Source organism: Camelimonas sp. FR25 (assembly GCF_059740505.1).
Map to the genome: position 1 here is coordinate 25,704 of NZ_JCAWFG010000095.1, position 21,797 is coordinate 47,500.

The window sequence follows — 21,797 nt, forward strand, 5'->3', positions numbered from 1 at the left end:
GATGAACCTCGCCAATGTCGCCCGGCTCGGCGTGAAGGAACTACGCGGGCTGCTGCGCGATCCGATGCTGCTGCTCCTGATCGTCTACGCCTTCACTGTCGCGGTCTACACCGCGTCGAAAGCCATGCCGGAGACGCTGAACAAGGCGCCAGTCGCCGTCGTCGACGAGGACATGTCGCCGCTATCGCTCCGCCTCGGCAGCGCTTTCTATCCACCCTATTTCATTGCGCCGAAGTTCATCACCGCCCAGGAGATGGACCGGCGCATGGACGCCGGGCTCGACACCTTCGCCATTGGCATACCGCCAAATTTCCAGCGAGATCTGCTGGCCGGGCGCTCCCCGACCATCCAGCTCAATGTCGACGCCACCCGCATCGCCCAGGCCTTCAGCGGCGCCGGCTATATCCAGGCCATCCTCAGCAAGGAGATCGGCGCCTTCCTCAACCGGACGGGACAAAGCGTCCAGGCGCCTGTCAACATGACGGTCCGCGCCCGATTCAATCAGGAACTCAACAAGGGCTGGTTCGGCTCCATCACCAACATCATCTCCTCCGTGACCATGCTGTCGATCATCCTCACCGGCGCCGCGCTGATCCGCGAGCGTGAGCATGGCACGATTGAACACCTGCTGGTGATGCCGGTGACGCCGGCGGAGATCATGACCAGCAAGATCTGGTCGATGGGTCTCGTGGTCTGGCTGGCCACCGGCGTGGCGCTGGTTGGTGTGGTGCAAGGCGCGCTCGGCGTGCCGATTGAAGGATCGCGGCCGCTCTTCATGGCCGGCGTGGCGCTGATGCTGTTCGCCACCACCAGCCTCGGCGTGTTTCTTGCGACCATCGCTGGCTCGATGCCGCAATTCGGCATGCTGCTGATGCTGGTGCTGATGCCGCTGCAATTGCTGTCGGGCGGCATGACCCCGCGCGAAAGCATGCCGGAATTTGTCCAGTTCATCATGCTGGCGGCGCCCAACACCCATTTCATCATCATGTCGCAGGCCATCCTGTTTCGTGGCGCGGGACTGTCTGTGGTGTGGCCGCAGGTGCTGGCGCTGCTGGGCATCGGCGCCGTGCTGTTCTGGCTGGCGCTACGGCAGTTTCGCCGCTTCCTGAGATAACCCCGGCCCTGCCAAGGCCGCCGGCATTCGCGCAAGATCAGTGGAGGCACACATGAGCACCTCGTCCCGCAGCGCCAGCGTTCAGCCGTTGACCGGGGAGCAGCTGTCGCTGATCGACCGCTACTGGCGCGCCGCCAATTATCTGTCGGTGGGTCAGATCTATCTGATGGACAACCCATTGCTGCGCCAGCCCCTGCAGCCAGAGCACGTCAAGCCACGCCTGCTCGGGCACTGGGGCACGACGCCGGGGCTGAATTTCATCTATGCCCACCTCAACCGCATCATCCGCGCGCGCGACGCCAATGTGATCTACATTTGCGGCCCCGGCCACGGCGGCCCCGGCATGGTCGCCAACAGCTGGCTGGAGGGCAGCTATTCCGAAATCTATCCGGAGATCGCGCAGAACAGCGCCGGCATGCAGCGACTGTTCCGGCAGTTCTCCTTTCCTGGCGGCATCCCCAGCCATGCGGCGCCGGAGACGCCTGGGTCGATCCATGAGGGCGGCGAGCTGGGCTACGCCCTCGCGCACGCTTTTGGCGCGGCGTTTGACAATCCGGACCTGACCGTCGCCTGCGTCATCGGCGATGGCGAAGCCGAAACCGGCCCCCTCGCCGCCGCCTGGCATTCCAATAAATTCCTCAATCCGGCGCGTGACGGCGCCGTGCTGCCGATCCTGCATCTCAACGGCTACAAGATCGCCAATCCTACCATTCTGGCGCGGCTCAGCGATGAGGATCTCGATAGCCTGTTCCGTGGCTATGGCTACCAGCCGCTGTTCGTCGCCGGCAGCGACCCCGCTGACATGCACCAGCAGATGGCGGCGACGCTGGATGAGGCGTTCACCCGCATCGCCAGCATCAAGGCTGCGGCCAGCCCACACGCCGCCGAGCGGCCCCGCTGGCCGATGATCATCCTGCGCAGCCCCAAGGGCTGGACCGGCCCCAGGTTTGTCGACGGTTTGCAGGTGGAGAACAGCTGGCGTTCCCACCAGGTGCCGGTCGCCAATTGCCGGCAGGACGCCGGTCACCGCCAAATTCTCGACGCCTGGTTGCGCAGCTATGACCCGGAGGATCTGTTCGACAGTACTGGCGCCCTGCGCGCCGAATTGCAGGCCCTCGCTCCCACGGGCACCCGCCGCATGGGCGCCAATCCCCACGCCAATGGCGGCCAGCTCCGCACCCCGCTGCTGGCGCCCGACATTCGCCCATATGCCGTTACGGTTGATGCGCCCGGTGCGGTGCAGGCCGAAGCGACGCGCGTGCTCGGCGGCTGGCTACGCGATGTGCTGCGGCGCAACGCGACGGCGGCGAATTTCCGCATTTTCGGGCCGGATGAAACCGCCTCAAACCGCCTGTCCGCCGTGTTTGAGGCGACAGACCGGGTGTGGATGGCGGAGACCCTGGCCAGCGATGACCATCTGTCAGCTGACGGAAGGGTGATGGAGGTGTTGAGCGAGCACCTGTGCCAGGGCTGGCTGGAGGGCTATCTGCTCACCGGCCGCCATGGCTTCTTCTCCTGTTATGAGGCGTTCATTCACATCGTCGACTCGATGTTCAACCAGCACGCCAAATGGTTGAAAAGCGCGCGCGAACTGCCATGGCGGGCGCCCATCGCCTCGCTCAACTATCTGCTGACCTCCCACGTCTGGCGACAGGACCACAATGGCTTCTCCCACCAGGACCCGGGCTTCGTCGACGTGGTGGCCAACAAGGGCGCCGATATCGTCCGCATGTACTTTCCGCCGGACGCCAACACCCTGCTTTGGGCAGCGGCTCACTGCCTGCAGACGTGGGATCGGGTCAATGTCATTGTCGCCGGCAAGCAGCCGGCGCCGCAATGGCTCGGCATGGATGAGGCCATCGCCCATTGCGAGGCCGGGCTTGGCGTCTGGGAGTGGGCGGGAACCGAGGATGGCCTGGCGCCGGACCTCGTCATGGCTTGCGCCGGCGACGTGCCGACCATGGAAACCCTGGCGGCGGTGATGCTTTTGCGCGAGGCGCTGCCGCAATTGCGCATCCGCGTGGTCAATGTCGTCGACCTGATGAGCCTGCAATCACCGCAGCAGCATCCCCACGGGGTGAGCGACGCGGTGTTCGACGCCCTGTTCAGCAACGACAGGCCGGTGATCTTCGCCTGGCACGGTTATCCGTCGCTGATCCACCGGCTGATCTACAAGCGCAGCAATTACGCCAATGTCCACGTCCATGGCTTCATTGAGGAAGGCACGACGACCACGCCGTTCGACATGGCGGTGATGAACCGCATCGACCGCTTCCATCTCGCCATCAACGCCATTAACCGCCTGCCGCTACGCGGCGACGCCGGCGCCCGGGCGATCGCCCACTTCTCATCCCGCCTCGCCGCCCACCACGTTTATGTGCGTGAACACGGCGAGGACATGCCGGAGATCCGCAACTGGCGCTGGCGGAGCGCCAGCGAGCCATCAGGGGCGTGAGGTCGCCAGAACCTATGGGCTCAGGCGTTGCGCAGCCGGTCACGACGGATGCGGATGCCCGCGGCTTCCCGATCCCAGGCGTCCGGGGTGACGCCCTGGTCGCGGATCAGGTGTTTTTGCACCTTGGACGTCGGCGTCTTGGGCAGCTCATCAAGGATACGGACGTAGCGCGGGACCATGAAATGCGCCATGCGCGGCTGCAGGAAGGCGAGTAATTCAGCCGGCTCGAGCGTTGCGCCGGGCGCCAGTGAGATGGCGACGAGCACCTCGTCCTCCGAGATTTCGCTCTTCACCGCCACCGCCGCCGCTTCCCGCACCGCTGGATGGGCGATCACCTCAGCCTCCACCTCGAACGAGGAAATGTTTTCGCCGCGCCGGCGGATGGCGTCCTTGATGCGGTCAACGAAGAAATAATTGCCCTCCTCGTCGCAACGGAAGCCATCGCCGGTATGGAACCAGCCGTTACGCCACGCCGCCGCCGTCGCCTCCGGGTTCTTGTAATAGCCATGGTTCATCGCCCAGGGCCGGTCGGTGCGCACGATCAGCTCGCCGACGGTCCCTCGCGGAACCTCGCAATCATTGGCGTCGACGATCCGGCAGTCCACCCCTGGGCGCGGCCGGCCACATGAGCCCATCAAGGTCGGGTTCAGTTCTGACACCAAAGGGCAGGACACCTCGGTCATATTGAAGACGGTGATGACGTCGACCTCAAAGCGTTTGCCAAACGCGACTGAGTCGGCGTCAAATGGCAGGGCGGTGACCCAGCGCAGACTGCTGGCGTAGCCAGCCGGCGGATCTGGCTGCTTCATCAGGAAGCCGCCCATAACGCCGAGCAGGATGGCGGCGGTGGTACGGGTGCGGTGCACGACCTCCCAGAACCGGTCCGTCGAAAAGCCCTCGACCAGCGTGATCGAGCCGCCGTGTCCGAGCATGAAATAGACTGGAATCGTGCCGCCGGCATGGAACAGCGGCAAATTCACCAGATGGCGGTCGTCGCGCGAGGCCAGGGGAAAGCCTTCGCGGAAGGTCATGAGCTGCATATAGGATTGCAGCACGCCTTTGGACGGTCCAGTCGTGCCCGAGGTGTAAATGATGCAGCTGGCGTCCCAGGGCTGGATCGGGGCGTCAGGCTCGGGCGCCGCGTCGCTGTCGCCCTCCAGCACGCTAAAGGGATGCAGGGTCAGCCCTGCGACCGTGGCGCCCATGTCGTGCAGCACCACCACATCCCTGAGCTGCGACAGGTCGACGCCATCCAGCCGATGCGCCAGATCACCGTGGACCACGCCGAGACTGGCGTCGGAGACACGCAGGACATGCTCCAGCACGCCGCCCCGGTAAGCGGTGTTGAATGGCACATAGACTGCGCCGAGATAGTTGATGGCGAACCAGGTCACCAGGCATTCCGGGCCGTTCGGCAGCCAGACCATGACATGGGCGCCGCGCCTTACGCCCAGATCCGCGAGGCCCTTGGCCGCCACGCGCACCCGCCGTCGCAGCTCGGCATAGCTCCACGCAGAACCGTCTTCGAAAACCACGAAGGTCGCGTCGCCCCTCTCGGCGGCGCGAGCGTCCAGCAGGTCGCGCAGAACGCATTCCTCGGGCGGCAGCACGCCATGCTCACCATATCTGTACGCTTCCATCAGCGTTTCTCCCCCGCGTCGCACGCTTTTGGCAGCGCGCTGACGCCTGACCTGCTTCATCAGCGATGTGTTGGCGCCCCGGCAGCGTCATGCCAGGCCGCGACGTTGTCGACGCATCCGCGACTATGCGGCTCAAGCGCCGCCCGGGCCTCACGCGAACCCGATCTGTCAGGCTCACCGGTTTATGACGTCAGATCGGCGGGATCGTCCTGAACCGTGGCGGCGCATGATTGTCACGCCGCGCTGGCGTCCGCTCCAGCACCTCGATGATACGGGCGCGGGTGTGGCGTGGGTCAATCACATCGTCGATGCCAAAGCCGCGCGCCGCCTCCAGCGGCGACACCCGCGCCCGCATGGCATCGATGAGCTGCTGACGCCGGGCGGCAGGGTCGGCGGCGGCCTCATAATCCTTGCGATAGGCGACATCGACCGAGCCTTCGATCGACATGGCGCAAATCTCCGCCGTCGGCCAGGCTACGGCCAGATCAGCGTCGAAACTCCGCCCGCCGGCCATGGCGACATAGCCAAGACCATAACCCTTGCGCAGCACCACGGAGATGCGCGGCACAGTCGCCGCGCCGAGCTCTGCGATCAGCTTGGCGCTGCGGCGGCCCAATGTCGAGCGCTCGGCGTCAGAGCCAATGGAGAAGCCTGGAACATCGATCAGATAAATCAGCGGCAGGCCGAAGGCGTCGCAGATGGCGATAAAACGCGCCGCCTTCTCACAGGCCGGCGCATCGAGCATGCCGCCAAACACCATGGCCTGATTGGCGATGAAGCCGACTGGCCTGCCAGCCAAGCGGCCGAAAGCGGTGACCACATTGCGGGCAAAGGCTGGTTTGAATTCGGTGACGCTGTCCGCATCGGCTATGCGGCTGATGACCTCCCGCACGTCATAGCCCTGCCGGCTATTGGCCGGAACCAGCCCGGCGAGCGGCTCCGCCCGCGCCTGCTCCTCGGCGTCGGACAGCATTGGCGGCGCAACAGGCAGCGGCGCCCTCGCATTGCCTGGCATGTAGGACAGGTGGCGGCGCAAGGCGGCGATCGCCTCCTGTTCCGTAGCGACCGCCAGATCAGCCAGGCCGTAACGATCCACCTGCGCCTCGGCCCCGCCCAGCGCCTCGATCGAGATGTCCTCACCCGTGCCGGCTTTCACCAGCGCCGGACCGGACAGGCCCATGGACGACTTGCCGCGCACCATCACCACAAAATCGGCGAGGCCGGTGTAATTGGTGTTGGCGGCGAAGCCCGCGCCCAGCACCGCCGCCACAACCGGGACCCAGCCACACAGGCGGGTGAGATCGTGGAACGACGAGGCCCCCGCGGCATAGTCCCGGGAGTTCTGACCATCCTGGATGCGGTGACCGCCGCCATCCATCAGCATGACCAGCGGCACGCCGCCCTTGAGGGCCCGCGCGATGGTGAGGTCCATCTTGTCGATGCCGAGATGCCCGGCGCTGCCGCCAAACACGCTGAAGTCCTGCGACACCACCATCACCGGGCGACCATCGACACGGGCGGAGCCCGCGACAATGCCTTCGGCTGGCGCTGCGTCCTCCAGCCCTTCGCAGGCGATCAGGCCGCCAATTTCGACAAAGCTGCCCGGATCGACAAGCAGAGCGATGCGCTCGCGCGCCGTCAGCGCGCCGCGCTTGCGCAACCGCGCCACGGCCTGCGGGCGCGCCTCATCCATCAGCCTGGCGCGGGCCGCCTCGATATCATCGCGCAAAGCCAAAGATTGCGGATCGGACAGCAAGGGCTGCGCCACTGCGGCGTCGGCGCGATCGCCCGGCGTGATGGTGAGCACCACATCATCCGTGCGCAGCACATCGCCTGGCCGCGCCAGAATCCGCGCCACGGTCCCGGACCCCGGCGCCGTCAGCGCGTGCTCCATTTTCATCGCCTCGACAATGGCGACGGTCTGGCCTGCGGCGACGTCGTCGCCCTCCCCGACCGTGACCGAGACAAGCCGACCGCGCATCGGCGCGCGCAGCGCCAGACCATCCGCCGCATCCGCCGCATCCAACCGCTCTGGCCAATCGCCCAAACCGTCCGTCACCGGCCCGCCCCGACCATGGCGCTGGGCTCCGAGCAGGGCCGGCGCAGGCAATGAGGCGGCGGCGGCCACCAGCTCTGCCGCCTTGCGCTCGACGAAATGGGTGTCGGCCCGGCCAGCCAGAAAATCCGGATGATCGAGGATGGCGCGCAGCGCCGGAATGGTGGTGGCGACGCCTTCAACGCTGAATTCCGCCAGCGCCCGCCGCGCCCGCGACAAAACCGGGGCAAAGTCGAGGGATGGCGCATGCACCACCAGCTTGGCCAGTAGCGAGTCAAAGCCTGGATGGATCTCATAGCCTGCGTATCCCAGGCTCTCGATGCGCACGCCCGCCCCGGTTGGCGGCGCATAGGCGCGCAACACGCCGCCGGACGGTGACGAGCCGCCGCGCCCGTCCAGCGTCTCCATATTGACGCGGAGCTGGATGGCGTGCCCCCGCGGCGCGGCGGGCTCATGCAGGCCCAGCTCCGCCAGCGAAGCGCCGCCGGCAAGCGCCAGCTGGGTCTGCACCAGATCGATGCCGGTGACCTCCTCGGTCACCGTATGCTCAACCTGCAGGCGCGGGTTCATTTCGATGAACACGAAACGACCGGTCGCGACGCCCGCGTCGTCAATTTCCACCAGAAACTCAACCGTTCCGATGGCGTCATAGGCTGCGGCGCGGGCGAGCCGCACGGCTGTGGCGCACAATTCGTCGCGAAGCCCAGGCTCCAGCCAGGGCGAAGGCGCCAGCTCCACCAGTTTCTGGTGACGGCGCTGCACCGAACACTCGCGCTCCCACAGATGGCTGACCGCGCCATGGCGATCCGCCACGATTTGCACTTCGATGTGTCGCGCCCGACCAATCAGCTCTTCGGCATAGACCTCGCCGCGACCGAAGGCGGCGGTCGCCTCAGAAACGCACCGCTCATAAGCCTCGGCAAGGTCGCCTGGATCGGTGACGGCGCGCATGCCGCGCCCGCCGCCGCCCGCCAGCGCCTTGATCATCACCCCGCGTCCATCAAGCGAAGCCATAAAGGCCGCGATCTCCGCCAGGGATGCGGCGCCATCGGTGCTGCGCGCCACGGGCACATGGTGCGCGCGCGCCAACGCCAGGGCCGCAGCCTTGTCGCCGAACAGAGCGATCGCCGAAGGCGATGGACCGACAAAAGTCAGACCCGCGTCGGCGCACTGACGGGCAAAATCTGCGTTCTCGCTCAGGAAACCATAGCCAGGATGGATGGCGTCGCAGCCCGTGTGACGGGCGATGGCGATGATCGCCGCGCCGTCCAGATAGGCGCCCACGCCCTCGCCCGGGAGGCGCGCCGTCTCATCCGCGCGGAACATGTGCAGCGTCGTGGCGTCATCCTCCGGCGCGACGGCGACGCTGACCAGTCCAGCCTCGGCGCAGGCGCGCGCGATGCGGATAGCGATTTCGCCGCGATTGGCGATCAGAACCTTATGCAATTGAGGTCTCCACCGGCCCCGCCGCCAGCGGATCCCGGTTACAGCTGTCACGACGAGGCCAGGCCCAGGCGCCGCCAGGGGCCGGTCGGAGCTTCAGGGGCTGGCAGGGCGGACGGGACGACGCGCGGCGCCCTGACCATCCGCATCAGCGGGCGAGGCGCGGGCACTCGCTTTCAGATGCCGGCCTGAAGGCCTGGTCTGCGGGGATCACCGCGACGATCTTCGCGAAATCGTCAGCGTGTTTGCTGTCTTCGGGTGATTTGATCACGGCGTAATACATGTCGCGCATCATCCTGCCGTCGGCGCGGATCTTGCCGTTACTGGTGAAGGCGTCCTCTACGATCATCTCATTGATCACCGGAATGACCTTGCCGGTCTGCGTCGTGCCGGCCTTGTCGACGGCCTTGAGATAATGGTTGACGGCAGAATACACCGACGCCTGGGTATTGGTGGGAACCTTGCCGTGGATCTTCTTGAACCGTTCCGCAAATTTGCGGCTACCTTCATCCCGGTCCCAGTAGTAATCGACTGTCATGGGCAAGCCCTTGGCCACATCCTGCCCGAGCCCCTGAATGTCTGTGGTGGTCAGGAAGATGGTGGCGATCTTCTGGTTGAGGCCGAATTCGCGCGCCTGCTTGATGATGTTCTGCAGATCGCGGCCGCCGGTCGCCAGGCCAATGACATCGGCTCCAGACGACTGGGCCTTGAGCAGGGCTGAGGCGAAATCATTTGTGCCCAGGGCGTAGCGGACCGACCCCACCACCTCGCCGCCATTCGCCTTCACGACCGCCGCCGAATCCAGCTCAATATTGTGGCCTGCAGCGTAGTCGAGGGTGATGAAGAACCACTTTTTGGCTTTCGGGCCCTCCTGCTGCATCACGCCAGACACGACGGCCTTCGACAGGGAATAGCTGTCATAGCCCCATGTGTAGCCATGCGGCGAACAGGACTTGCCGTTGAGGTCGCGATTGTTGGCGCCGGAGACAAACACCAGCCGGTCTTTCTCCGCCGCCAGCAGCTGGATCGGCAGCGCCATGCCGGAATTCAGCACGTCAAACACTGCGTCGACGCCATCCACGTCATACCAGCGGCGCACGGTGGCGAGCCCGATGTCAGCCTTGTTCTGATGGTCGGCCGAGAGCAGCCTGACCGGCTTGCCGAGCGCCTTGCCGCCATGATCCTCGATCGCCAGCCTTGCGGCGACCACCGATCCTTCGCCGCCGAATTCGGCATAAATCGAATTCTTGTCGGTCAGCACGCCGATGACCACTTCGTCCGTAGCGCTGAACGCCGCGCCCGTCCACAAGGTCGCCGCAGCCAGCGCAGCGATAACCCCACCCAGCACAGCGCCGGTGTTGATACCCATGACCCGTTCCCCCCATTGTGGCTGGCGCGCGGCAAGCCAGTGCGCCATTAATTATTAACTCAATTGATATCATCATATGCTTTGAATAATTACAAGCGCGCTATAGTGAGAGTGCGGCGCCTTGCCGATCGCCGGTGGGCGGGGAAGGTTCGCCACAATTTTCCGGTGCGCGCGCTGGCAGCCTACGGCTGACGGCACGGCGCGCCTAACGTTACAGGATCGAGGCGATATGGGCCGCCAACAGCCGGACACCCCACTGTCCGGGACCAATGCGCCACCCCCCGTTCAGCAGGACGGGACCGTCGCCAAAAAACGGGGACCGGGCCGGCCGCCACGCGCCGACCACGTTGATTCATCGCGCGAAAAGCTGCTTGATGCGGCGATCGAGCTGTTCGCCGACTGGGGTTATGAGCCAGTCAGCACAGGCGCGGTCGCCCGGGCGGCGGGCCTGACCCAATCCATGGTCCACTATCATTTTGGCGCCAAGGAGCAGCTCTGGCGCGAGGCCATTGCGCGGCTGATGCGCCGCCGTGGCCGGTTTTTCCCTGTCGGCCGGCTTGAGCTGAACGATGTGACGCCGCTGGACCGCCTGCGCATATTGGTGCGGCGGCTGGTGGAGGCCAACGCCGCCGAACCGCATTATATCCGCATCATCACCCATGAAGCGATGGCGCGATCCAGTCGCTTCGACTGGTTGATGGAGACCTATGTGCGCCCTGGCATACAGCCCTTTGACGCGGCGATCAGCGCCGCCATGGATGCCGGCCTGATCCGGCGCATGCCGGTGCACGATGTGTCCAACCTCATCACCTCCGCCGCCTCGATGCCCTTCAGTATCGCCGCCGTCACCGACGCCATGTACGGCCACAACGCCTGCGATCCCGCCCGCGTGAGCGCCTATTGCGATACGGTGCTGGAGATCGTCATGCGCGGCGTCATGAACCCGGCGTCTCAGCCCTAGCGAGACGGCCCTCCCCCGGATCGGCCATCGCCGAACCAGCGCCCGCCCATTCTGGGCGTTCGCGCATCAGCACAGCCTCGTCCAGACGCAAGCACCACAGCGCGCACGCAGACGGCGGCGCCTGATTACTGCTCCAGCGCTGCTTGAAGAACTGACTGTATCGATTGTCCGTCCTGCGCATATCGCAGCGCCCTGAACAAGGCTGAAACGATTGTGATCTTCTGTCGTCTGAAAATGACGTAGCGTAATACAACGCACTCCGTCGACTGAAGCGCCGCTGACCTGGTGAGCGCAACTGGCGGCGGCGCGACAGCGGGTTGCCAGGGAGGGCTGCATGGCGAGAATGAACTGCAATGGCATGTGTGTCGGCATGAATCAGCTTGCATCAGTCCAACTGTCTCGATTTCCCAGCGTCACAGCATGGCGCTTCTGTGTTAGCCCGGCGAACCTTGTTGCATTGGCGCTCGCGGTCAGCATTGCCCCTGTGCTGGAACCGAGCACGGCGCGAGCGGCGGATGATGATTTCCAGCTGCACTATTCCGTCCAGAGGACCGATGTCGCGAGGCTGAACCCGGAGCAATGCGCCAACATCGTCGCGACCAGGGCGCGAGCCGCTGGCCTTAGAACCCAGAGTGAACGCCACGCTGGCAAGCTCGCGTTGGTGAGTGGCGGCCCCCGCATCTGGCGGCTGGTCTTTCATGGTTTACTGCATCGCCGATGGGTCGCGCCTGGTCTATCTGAGCCAGAGCATCGCCTATCGTCCCGACGAGAACATGGCTGGCCAGTTCGTTCATGACATCGACGCCGCGCTGCAAGCTGCAGCCGCAAAATAACCCTGCGCGCAGCGCTGCCTCCCCGTCCCGGTGTTCCCGGCCACTGCCTCCCGTCGGCGACGCAAGACGCCGCGCCATTTGAGCCAGCGCCTGCCCGCAACGGGGTAGCCAGGCCGCGCGATCACCCCTGCTTTGAGCGTCCACAAGCCTTCTGCGCAGGACAGGCAATCATCTGATACCAGGATGCGAAGATGCTGACGCATCCGCATCCTGACATGCTCAGGCGCCGCACGGGCTTAACCAGAAACCGATGAGTCATACGCATCGGGTTCTGGTATGAAGCCTCGGCGCTCAATCCCGCCGACGCCGGGTGAAGCAGGTGGTTGCGCGTAGACCAGCAGGGTCCCTTCGCACGGAAGGACGCGTTGATGCTCACCCCAGCATGTCCCAGCCGCTCAAAATGCTGGTGTCACCCGACTTCCAACAGACGTCCGGGATAGTATGGTCAACAGGACATTTGCCGGCTCATAATCTCCAGTCCGGGCCTGGACCGTGAGGCGGTTCAGATAGCCGCCAGGGTTTGTAATGACGTCATGCCGTTCCAGGATGTGAGCAATGGTGGTTGAGGCGCTCTCGGGTCCCATGACCTGGCTAGCCAGACTCCAGGCGGCCTTGCCTATGCCCAGCATACGGCTTGCCAGTTCGGCCGCCTGATGCAGATCCCGCCAGGTGCCAACACGTTGGCCTCGGGAGAAAGCGATAATCTGCGGGCACGCCCTGAGCACCATATCCAGTGGGGGGGGCGGGACCCGCGGCGCATCGTCAGTCGCTACGGTTTCAAGACCAGCTTTCAAAAATCCGGAATCTGAATCTATTTCAATATGGGATTCTGGGTTTTGACTCTCTTTGTGGCGCTCATATTGACGCTCACTGGCGCCCATATGTGCGGAATCTGTCTTGATGTTCAGTGCTTTAAGCACATCTGAGCGCAGTTGTTCCATGGCGACCAGCGCGGATTTAAGCACACTGATGTCTGCAGTGCGTGGGACAGAGCAAATGATGGCGTCGCAGGCGGCCTGAAGGACAGGCCAATCTCCCGCCTCGCCGTCGCTTATCGCCGCGGCGATGAGCTTGCGAACGTCACGACGGCACAGGCTGAAGGCTTCCCGGGCGTTGCGCGTCTCGGCTGCCTGGGCGCGGACCTTCTCGGCCATGCCGCCGAACTCTGCCGCCCGATAACGCAGCGGGGTCAGGTCGAAGCCGAACGCATGTTCGATGTCCCCTGCTCCATTTCGGCGTGCGTAACGCTTGCCGTTTGGGCTGTCGTTACGGCAGATCACGCCCGCCGCAACGAGGGCAGCGATGGCGCGCCGCAACGTTGCGCCGGCGATGCCATTGGCGCGGGCCGTCAATTGGCTGTTGGACGGGAAGACGATGACCGCCTGCGCTCCAAGGTCCACATCAGGATGGAAGCTGAGCAAAGCGTTGAGCACCGCCAGCGCACGGTCGCGCAGACCCAGCATGTTGCGCGCGGCGCAAACATCGCGAAACACCTGCCACTTATTGACTGTGGCTGGCTGGCTGTCCTCGGGACGGACATGAACGCGTCGGCTTCTCAATTGGGCAAGATCAGGCGTTCGCCGTCCATGCGGCGTTAGTCCATATGCACACTGCATCGTTTTCACCTTCGACAAGGCAAAAGGGTTCAGCCACCGAAAACGATGCTCTTGACAGGAGTCATTGGAAGTGTGATTCTCAAGCTGCTACACGAGAGAAGGGCTTCCAGCGGCAACGTTTGGGGGCCTTTTTCTTTTGCGGCCTATCCTCCGTCAGAGTTCAGAAAATCGTCGTAAAGCTGGTCGAGACGCCCGGCGAGATAATCGCCGAAACGCCCGGCGTCGGCTTTACGCAGCGATAGCGCCCAGCTGCGGTCGCCAGGGCGAATGCTTGCAACCACTTTTCCGCCATGCGCAGGCTTCCATTCCCGCGGTTCGGCCGCCTCACTGGCTGACTGGGACAAGGCGGCCATGGCGCGCTCGAAACGCTGGTTTGACCCAAGGGCCGCCCATTCCGCTGTTGCAATCAGCTTGCGCAATGCGCCCAGGCGCGCGCCAGACCAGGCGGCGGCGAAAGCCTGCCATTTGCGGCGACCGATCCCGGGCGCGCTGCCGATTGCGGCAATGACGTCCTCTGGCGCAGCAGCGGCCACTGACAGCAGCTTTGAGAGCTCGGTCTTGTCGGTCGATAGCGCCGACATGATCACCCGACGGGAGAACCCGCGCTGTTCGAGCCGATGGGCGAACAGCGCGCGTTCGATATAGGACAGGTTCTGGCGATCATTATTCTCGACGCCCTGGGCGATCACCAGCTGTTCGTCATCGAACGCCCGCACAATAGCCCGCACCTTGCGCCCAAGCACCCGCGCCGCCTGCAGGCGGCGATGGCCGTAGGCAACCTGATATCGGGCCGCATCTTCGGGATGTGGTCGCACAAGGATCGGTACTTCCTGTCCGTTGTCACGGATTGAAACCAGGAAGGGATCGTCTTCGGCGAAGACGATATCGTCCAGACGGTCGCGGACGAAGGAAGGGTCGATGAGACCTGGCTCGATTTCCTGGATGTGATGGCCGGCGCTCAATGCCTCCTGCAGGGCCTTGGCTTCCGTCTCCATACGGTTGAGGCTGAGCGCCATGGTGCGCACGGGCCCGGCGGTTGCCCGGGGCGCAGCCTCCGGCGTAAAGTTGGCCGCGGCCAACTCCTCGGAGGATTGTTTGAAGATGCCTTCAAGCGCCTTGCGACGTGAGCTCATTTACGCCCCCACACGCGATAGATTGATCCCAGGATTTCGGCATTGACCGCGTTGATCGATTCAAGCGCGCGATCATAAGTCGATTTCCGCACCTGCCCGCGCTCAATCTCATACAGCGTCTGCTTCGATAGTCCGGCGTCGGAGATGGCCGTGGACTTGAGCACGGTCGCTGTCAGCACGTCGTCAGCGAACAGGTTTCGCAGCAGCGCGACGATCTGCGATTGCGGGCCATCAAAGGGCTCATGACGGGTGACGCAATATCTGATCCAGTCGTGCGATAGCGTCCCGCCGGCCTCGCGAACCACTGCCAGCAAATCCGAAGTCATCAGCAGGAACTGCGACATGGAGGCGACATCCACCATCTGGGGGTGGATGGTGATCAACATGGAGGTGGCGGCGCAGACAGCGCCGAGCGTGAGATAGCCAAGCTGGGGCGGGCAGTCGATAACAACGATATCGTAGTCGGCCTCCACCTCGGCTATGGCGACGCCGACCCGCTCGAAGAACGCTGCGCCTGGCGCCGTGCGCCCGCGCATCAGCGCGCGCGGCGTCTCATGCTCAAATTCCATGAGCTCGAGATTGCCCGGAACAAGATCGAGCCCTGAAAAATAAGTTTGCCGGATAATATCCCTGAGTGGACGGCGCTGTTCGTCATAACGAATTGCCCCATAGAGCGTCTCGCCATCCTGCACGTCAAACTCTGGTTGCACCCCAAGCATGGACGACAGGGACGCCTGCGGATCCAGGTCGATGGCGAGCACGCGCAGGCCCTGCAGCGCAAGGTATTGCGCCAGATACAGCGTCGTTGTGGTTTTGGCCGAGCCGCCCTTGAAATTGGTGACGGCGATGGTCTGCAGCTTTTCACCCGGCCCGCGTCGTGGCAAATAGTTGCCGGCATCGCGCGGCTTTGCCTCAGCGAGGAACTGCCGCAGCTCATTGATCTGTTCGAGCCGGTACGACCGGCGGCCCGTGCTGGACAGATCCGGCGCGGGACCCTTGCCGTCGAGCGACAGCTGCCGCAGATAGCCGTCGGACACGCCAATCAGCTGGGCGGCTTCGCCTGAGGTAAAGGTGCGCAGGGATTTCTGTGATTGCGGCGGGAACAGATGTTCGGATAGCAGTTTGAGTTGGCGCGACAGTTGGCGCGCCTGCTGCTCAATGCGGACATCTGTTGTCTTGACGGCTGCTTCTGGCAAAACACATGTTCCCTGCAAAACGGTTTTATTCAGCATACGGATTTTGGACCGACTGCCTTAAAAAACCGTATCCAACATGCCCCGATTCGTTGCTGCAGGAAAGCGAGTTGGCCGCGGCCAACTTTCCAACTCTGGGGCACGCTCGTCCCTGCCCCTATATCGACGACAGAGGGCGAGCCACGGCGAGCGGAAAGGGCTCAGGTCGTGGACAAATAGTGTGCCTGGTCGGGGCGCTTCCAGTTGATGCGTCTTGCTGTTGCAGCAAGACGCAAACGGCCGAAACCCTGGAGCGCAATGAGGGCCAGTGGCCAGGCGATGTCGCGACAGGCGCCTGAACCCAAGCCTTTGGGAAGGAGAACGTCCGTCCCGCGACAGCAGCGGGTTGCTGCAATCCGGGCGAAGCATGCGTGTGGCAGGCGCCATCACTCTGAGTGGCCCGCGCCCCCGCGCGAGGTCGAATGCTATGCGCCGGACGCGTCACCTTACTGGATGTGAGCCTCGGCATGCGCTTGCCCGAGGCTGCGTTCGCTTGCGGGCGCAAAGCCTGTCTCTTGTGCACCTGCTGTACGCGATCGGCGCGGCGGCTGTTGCTCGCTTGTCGATCGCAGTGCACGCCGGGCGGCGAGGGTGCGCGAGTTCTGGACGTCGCGGGGCAGCGGCGCCGCAGGTTTCGCGCAGGCAGCAGGACCCACATTGCAGCGCGCGCCGCACGACAGCAGACAGCCTCCCCGCTGCCGCCGGGAAGTACAGCCAGCCGTCGTATGATCTGCTCTAGCGGGTGATGGCCTGCCAGGCAGCCCCGTTGCCCCTCGTGACTTTCCAGCCCCGCGACGCCCAGACATGGAATGATGGGAAACCGGCAGATCGGGACCTTGTGCTTGATGCCGCGGCCCGGAACGCTGCCGTCACTCCTCCCACGGCAATGCGTTGGTCGGCGCTGGCGCCAGCGGGGCATGGCTACCCGGTCCTCCCGGACCCAGCAGGTGCGCCGCCACTCACCAGCGTGCCTCGGGCTTGTGCGCGCCCTTATTCAAGAGTCGGGGGGGTGCAGGCAGCCGCCGTGCGTCGAGCGTCCCGCGCAACTGACGCATTGCACAAGATTGCCAGCAGGGGGGCAGTTTAACCTCTGCGCTCCAGACGCGGGCCTGGCCCGAACAGCCGACGCCCCGCATTCCGCTGGCACAGACGTATGCGATCCGCGAAGGTCACCGACGCCATTACCAGGCGGCCTGATGCTGAAGCTGAAGTCCGTGACTACGGAATCGGCTTCTGGCGACGGACCAGCAGTGATTTGCCCGCAATCATCGTCCCGGTTGCAGGTGCGACGACCAGCTAAACAGAAGGTGAGGGGGCAACAACCAATTGAAGTGGAGACAATGCGCCTCGCGATAGAAGGCCCCGCAAACGGATGACAACCATACCGTTACGATGGCCCTGCCACGGCGCCGGCCGCAGCGTGGCGCCAACTGGATGAGGCGGATCGTCGATACGGCCACCAAGTTCGCATACGCCGCGACTAGTCCGCCTGCGCTGGCGGGACGGCATGATCTCCAAGAATTGTAAGGGGGGCAGAATCAGGCAGTGGCCTGGCATGCAGCTGTCGCCCAGAATGCTAATGACCCGGGGGCCGCTGGTTGCTGCATCAAGGACCAGGTGTAGCCAGACCGTTGGGGCACATAAATTTGCGCATGATTGTTTCCAAAGGAAACTAATCCGGATCCACACCGCGGGAAAGGGCCGGCAAAGACCTGAACGACGGCTTCGCATAGGATGCCTCAGTCGCCATACCCCCGTCCTGGTCAGCCCTGTCGCCCCGCCGCCCTAATGACGGGCGCTCCTCGTCGTGAACGGGGGCCACACGTGCGTGTGTCCGCCCAGGGCATGCCATCCAGGCTGGACATGATGGCGAAAGCAGCCGGGTCGCACAGGAGGTTAAACGCGTCAGGTTCCGGGTAACGGGCGCCCTCTGTGCGTTCGCTGGCGCACCAGTACATCACCGAAGCGAGGCGAGAGACAGGTTACGAAACGCGCGCCCAAGGGCATGGTCGGGCGCTGTTCGTGTCGGACCAGCGCAGGTGGTCGACATATGGGTATGGGTGGTCACGTACCGACACGTGGTCGTCGCGGCGCATGGACGGACGTTGTCCCGTCCCGCCGCGGGGAGGGCGGCCGGCGCCCCGTGGTGTGTCCTCAGAACAACATGGCCAGCAGCGTGAAGCAATATTTACTGAACGTTAACACATAATAATAATCGCCGCCATTTTGCAACACTACGCTGAATAGCGTAAGTAAAAAAAGCCAACTCACTTGGCGCTCGTTCGCAGAACATCTTATATAGAGGCGGTGGGTTGGCGTATTGCATCGCTGTACGTCTGGCGCCCCGAGTAAATTCTGTACCTTGTAGGGATGAGAGGGGGCAGCTATGCGTTCCAGGCGATTACCGGCTCAGGTGGCGTATGGGGCAACTGCGCTGGCGGCGGCGACGCTATTGTGGAGCCCGTCAGGTTCAGCAGACTACAATGTCATTATTGCAACGGATTCAGGTCCAGTCACGTTGCCAACTGTGTCCGCCAATCCCACGATTTCAGCCCACGTCCTTTCAGGTGTGACGGTCTCCACCGGCATAGGCGCGGAACGGGCGGCAATTTTTGGCCCGCGCGAGGCCACCAAGCCGTTCGAATTGCTCAATGATGGGATTCTGCACTTTGTCGCAGGATCACAAGCATCAGTAACAGGCGTGGCGGTGAATTTCGGGGGCGTCGCCGGATCTTCTTTTCAAAACAATGGAACTGTTCAGTCGGATTTCAATAATTCGCTGTTGATTGGCTTTGAAGCCGGGGGCGCGCACTTTTCGAATTCTGAGACCGGCGTGCTCTCTGGAGCGCAAGCCGCAGTTTATTGCGCGCACGGCTGCCAAGTGGTCAATCGTGGTCAGATATCCGGCGCGGGGTTTCTCACCCCATCGCCACCAGGCCAGCCTCTCGCATTTGGCACAGGTCCGCTTGGTGTTATTTTGACTGGGGTGAAAAACCCGCCTGGCTCTAGCGTCACCACCACGACGATCGAAAATTTTTCCACCATCATCGCGACAGATCCGCGGGGCAATGCGATCGCTCTTGACGGTACAATCGCTGCGGGTTCCTCACCCGATCTGGCGCCGCCATTCGTGGTGACGAACAGGGCTGGCGGCCAAATTCAGGCAGGCCTCGATGCAGGGACAGCAATCTGGCTGTTTCCCGGGACGCGCGCTGAAAATCAGTCGGGAAATTATGTGATCAATAACGAGGCCGACGCAATTATTCATGGGTTTAAAGCAATCGTCGGCGGAGTGAATGTCGCGTCACTTGTTGTCGATAACGCTGGCAGTATTACTTCGCTGGGGGATAATGCGGGCATTTCCCTTGCGAGCGCGATTGGCGGACGGCTGGTTGTCACAAATCAGTCCACCGGCGCTGTCTTAGGTGCAGCAGGCGTAGTCCAGGACAGCGGCCTGCTGCGGGTCATGAATTCTGGCCTGATCGCGGGGACCGGCGGTAGGCCAGGCGTGCAAGCCACTAACGCCTGGCTCGAAATGACCAATAGCGCTACTGGCACAATTTCCGGCGCGGTAGGCATAAGCAGCAGTATTCCGGTAGGTCCCGTCGTTAACGGTGAAAAAAATGACATGCATATTACAAATGCAGGGTCTATCGTCGGAACGCATGGTCTTGCCATTTCTCTCGATGATCCACTCGTGCAGGACAATCCCACGCGCAAGTTGCGGATTGTCAATGCAGCGACGGGCGTTATGAGGGGCATCGGCGGCATTGCGGCGACCCGATATGTTCTCTCCCTTGACAATGCCGGGCTGATCGAAGGCGGGGCCGGGACGGGCGTCAGCCTGAAGAACGGCACAGGCGTGACCGTGAACAACAGCGGCGTGATGTCAGGAGCCATCGGTCTGGAAATACAGGATGGGGCGACATCAGTCGTCGAGAATACGGGGCGGATTGAAGGGACGTCCGGGCTTGCAGTTGGCTTCGCTGGTAATGATCTGACGCTCCTCCTTGGCACAGGCTCTGATCTGGTGGGCGACGCGACGGCGACGGGCGCCGGCAATGCGGTGGTTTTGCAAGGAACGGCGGCGGAAGACTCCGCGTTTAGCGGCTTCGCCACACTATCGATGGATGGGGAGGCCTGGCGGCTGTCCGGTAACAGCACATTCCTCGAATCCGCCAGCTTCAACAGCGGCGCCCTGGAACTGGCGGGCTCGGTCACCGCGCCAGTGGCCACGATCGCCGCGGGCGCAACCCTGTTTGGCGGCGGCGTGCTGGCGGCGGACGTCAATAATGCAGGCGTGATCAAGCCCGGACCACTTGCCGACGGCACGGGGCCGTTTGGCGCATTCACCATTCGCGGCAACTATGTCGGGGCTGGGGGGACGCTGCGACTGAACACCGTGTTGGGTGGCGACGCATCGCCAACAGATAGCCTGATCCTGGCAGGGGGCGCGGCGACCGGGACGACAATGGTGTCGGTGAGCAATGCTGGCGGCGTTGGCGCAGCCTCTGTCAATGGCATTCGTGTGATTGAAACCCGCGACGGCGCCACAACGGATCCGGGCGCGTTTACCCTGTCCGGGCAGTTGCGCGCGGGTCTCTTCTCTTACCGTTTGGCACGCGGCGGCGCATCATCTGCACAAGACTGGTTCCTCATCTCGTCGCTGACCAATCCGGACGTCAAGCCCATCGAACCTATCCAGCCCATCGAGCCGAACCAGCCGGACCAGCCGGTTGTGCCTGGCGGCGGCGGAGGTTCACCCGGCTTCCCGCCCGTATTTCCCGCCATACCCGCCAATCAACTGTTGGGAATGCCGCAACCTATCCTCGAGGCCGAAGTCTCAGTATATTCAGCCATCCAGCCTCTGACCCGGATGATGGGTAAGGCATTTGTGGGCACCTTCAATGAGCGGGCGGGAGACGTGGCGGCGCTAGGCGCCGGTCCTGATGCAGCAATCGCGCACAGTGGCAGGGCGTCGGCGGGAGCGGCCTGGGGAAGAATTATCGGTCAGCATTACAATAATACCTCTCTGTCGCTGGCGAGTCCCCGCGCCAGGGGCGATCTGGCAGCATTACAGGTCGGGCTTGACCTCTTTCGGGGCGACCTGTTTGGCCGCGGGGCGTTCGACAGTATGGGCGTCTATTTCGCAGCAGGGCGCACCCGTCCAGAGATCAGGGGGCTCGTGACCAACCCGGCGTTGCAGTATGATCTGGCGCGGACTGGCCGCGTCGTGATGGACGCGTACTCCGGGGGCGCATACTGGACCCATGTCACGCGGTGGGGGCTCTATGTCGACGCGGTGGCGCAGTTGACGCGCTACCAGACGCAGGCTGAGACGCAGATCGGGCTGCTTAAAAATCGGGGCCATGGGGTCATCGCCTCGCTGGAGGCCGGATACCCAATCGCCTTGCCGATTGGCGCCGACGTTGTCATCGAGCCCCAGGGACAATTCATCTGGCAGCACGTCGCCATGGCTGACAGCGCTGATCGCCATTCGATCATCGATCCTGGCAAGTCCACCGGCGCAAGCGGTCGGGTTGGCGTGCGCGGCCGCTGGACGCTTCGGGATGATATGGGGCGTAGCTACCAGACCTATGTAAGGATTAACCTCTGGCAGGAAAGCGGCGGGCGATCAATGATCAGCTATAACCACAGCCAGTTCGCGGCGGTCGTCGATCGCGGCAGACGTCTCGAGCTCAGCGGCGGCGCCATCGTCAAGATGAATGACGCCCTGTCTATGTTCGCCAACGCTGGATGGACCCGGCATATTCAGACGCGACACCGTCAGACCAGGCGAGAAATCAGCGGTACGGTTGGGCTACGCTACAATTGGTGATGTTGAGCTTGATAAGGCTGGGTATGTGACTGGCACGGTCATCGAGCACTCGCCTGGAAGGGCTGGTATGGGAGCACAGCAAATCCGGCGTCGGGCGTATTGCCGG

11 protein-coding genes and 1 pseudogene are annotated in these 21,797 nt (G+C 63.6%); 6 read left to right on the forward strand and 6 right to left on the reverse strand.

Translation table 11 applies throughout. The annotated features are described in order from the left end of the window. The first annotated feature begins 1 nt into the window (after position 1). Positions 2–1,114: an ABC transporter permease gene (locus AC6A67_RS13765; protein WP_498037126.1), complete on the forward strand. Its 1,113-nt coding sequence runs from the start codon at positions 2–4 to the stop codon at positions 1,112–1,114. 52 nt (positions 1,115–1,166) lie between these two features. Further along, on the forward strand, positions 1,167–3,569 hold the full coding sequence (locus AC6A67_RS13770) for a phosphoketolase family protein (RefSeq protein ID WP_498037127.1): 2,403 nt from the start codon (positions 1,167–1,169) through the stop codon (positions 3,567–3,569). A gap of 20 nt (positions 3,570–3,589) precedes the next feature. On the opposite strand, the gene AC6A67_RS13775 is transcribed toward AC6A67_RS13770, so the two are convergent. The 3 genes from AC6A67_RS13775 to AC6A67_RS13785 all read right to left on the reverse strand — a co-directional run bounded on the left by AC6A67_RS13775 (position 3,590) and on the right by AC6A67_RS13785 (position 10,077). Then, on the reverse strand, positions 3,590–5,209 hold the full coding sequence (locus AC6A67_RS13775; RefSeq protein ID WP_498037128.1) for an AMP-binding protein: 1,620 nt from the start codon (positions 5,207–5,209) through the stop codon (positions 3,590–3,592). Positions 5,210–5,399: 190 nt separating this feature from the next. After that, entirely contained in the window at positions 5,400–8,711 is a 3,312-nt protein-coding gene (locus AC6A67_RS13780; RefSeq protein WP_498037129.1) for a carboxyl transferase domain-containing protein, read from the reverse strand. A 145-nt stretch (positions 8,712–8,856) separates the two neighbouring features. After that, entirely contained in the window at positions 8,857–10,077 is a 1,221-nt protein-coding gene (locus tag AC6A67_RS13785; protein WP_498037130.1) for an ABC transporter substrate-binding protein, read from the reverse strand. Between the two features lie 229 nt (positions 10,078–10,306). On the opposite strand from AC6A67_RS13785, the gene AC6A67_RS13790 reads away from it, so the two are divergent. The 3 genes and pseudogenes from AC6A67_RS13790 to AC6A67_RS13800 all read left to right on the forward strand — a co-directional run bounded on the left by AC6A67_RS13790 (position 10,307) and on the right by AC6A67_RS13800 (position 11,871). Beyond that, positions 10,307–11,038 carry a TetR/AcrR family transcriptional regulator gene (locus AC6A67_RS13790; protein ID WP_498037131.1) on the forward strand — a complete coding sequence of 244 codons (732 nt, stop codon included), beginning with the start codon at positions 10,307–10,309 and terminating at the stop codon, positions 11,036–11,038. Between the two features lie 370 nt (positions 11,039–11,408). Next, a pseudogene (locus AC6A67_RS13795) lies at positions 11,409–11,696 on the forward strand (DUF6180 family protein); the annotation flags it as partial. A gap of 7 nt (positions 11,697–11,703) precedes the next feature. Further along, positions 11,704–11,871, forward strand: coding sequence for a DUF6180 family protein (locus tag AC6A67_RS13800; protein ID WP_498037132.1), 168 nt, complete (start codon positions 11,704–11,706; stop codon positions 11,869–11,871). A gap of 395 nt (positions 11,872–12,266) precedes the next feature. On the opposite strand, the gene repC is transcribed toward AC6A67_RS13800, so the two are convergent. The 3 genes from repC to repA all read right to left on the reverse strand — a co-directional run bounded on the left by repC (position 12,267) and on the right by repA (position 15,816). Beyond that, a complete protein-coding gene (gene repC, locus AC6A67_RS13805) occupies positions 12,267–13,487 on the reverse strand; it encodes a plasmid replication protein RepC (RefSeq protein ID WP_498037133.1) in 1,221 nt (406 codons plus the stop codon). 143 nt (positions 13,488–13,630) lie between these two features. After that, a complete protein-coding gene (repB, locus tag AC6A67_RS13810) occupies positions 13,631–14,620 on the reverse strand; it encodes a plasmid partitioning protein RepB (RefSeq protein WP_498037134.1) in 990 nt (329 codons plus the stop codon). Continuing rightward, on the reverse strand, positions 14,617–15,816 hold the full coding sequence (gene repA, locus AC6A67_RS13815; protein ID WP_498037135.1) for a plasmid partitioning protein RepA: 1,200 nt from the start codon (positions 15,814–15,816) through the stop codon (positions 14,617–14,619). Before repA ends, repB begins: the two co-directional genes overlap by 4 nt. A 2,488-nt stretch (positions 15,817–18,304) precedes the next feature. Between repA and AC6A67_RS13820 the strand changes: the two genes are divergently transcribed. Continuing rightward, on the forward strand, positions 18,305–21,691 hold the full coding sequence (locus AC6A67_RS13820) for an autotransporter family protein (RefSeq protein ID WP_498037136.1): 3,387 nt from the start codon (positions 18,305–18,307) through the stop codon (positions 21,689–21,691). Positions 21,692–21,797 lie beyond the last annotated feature (106 nt).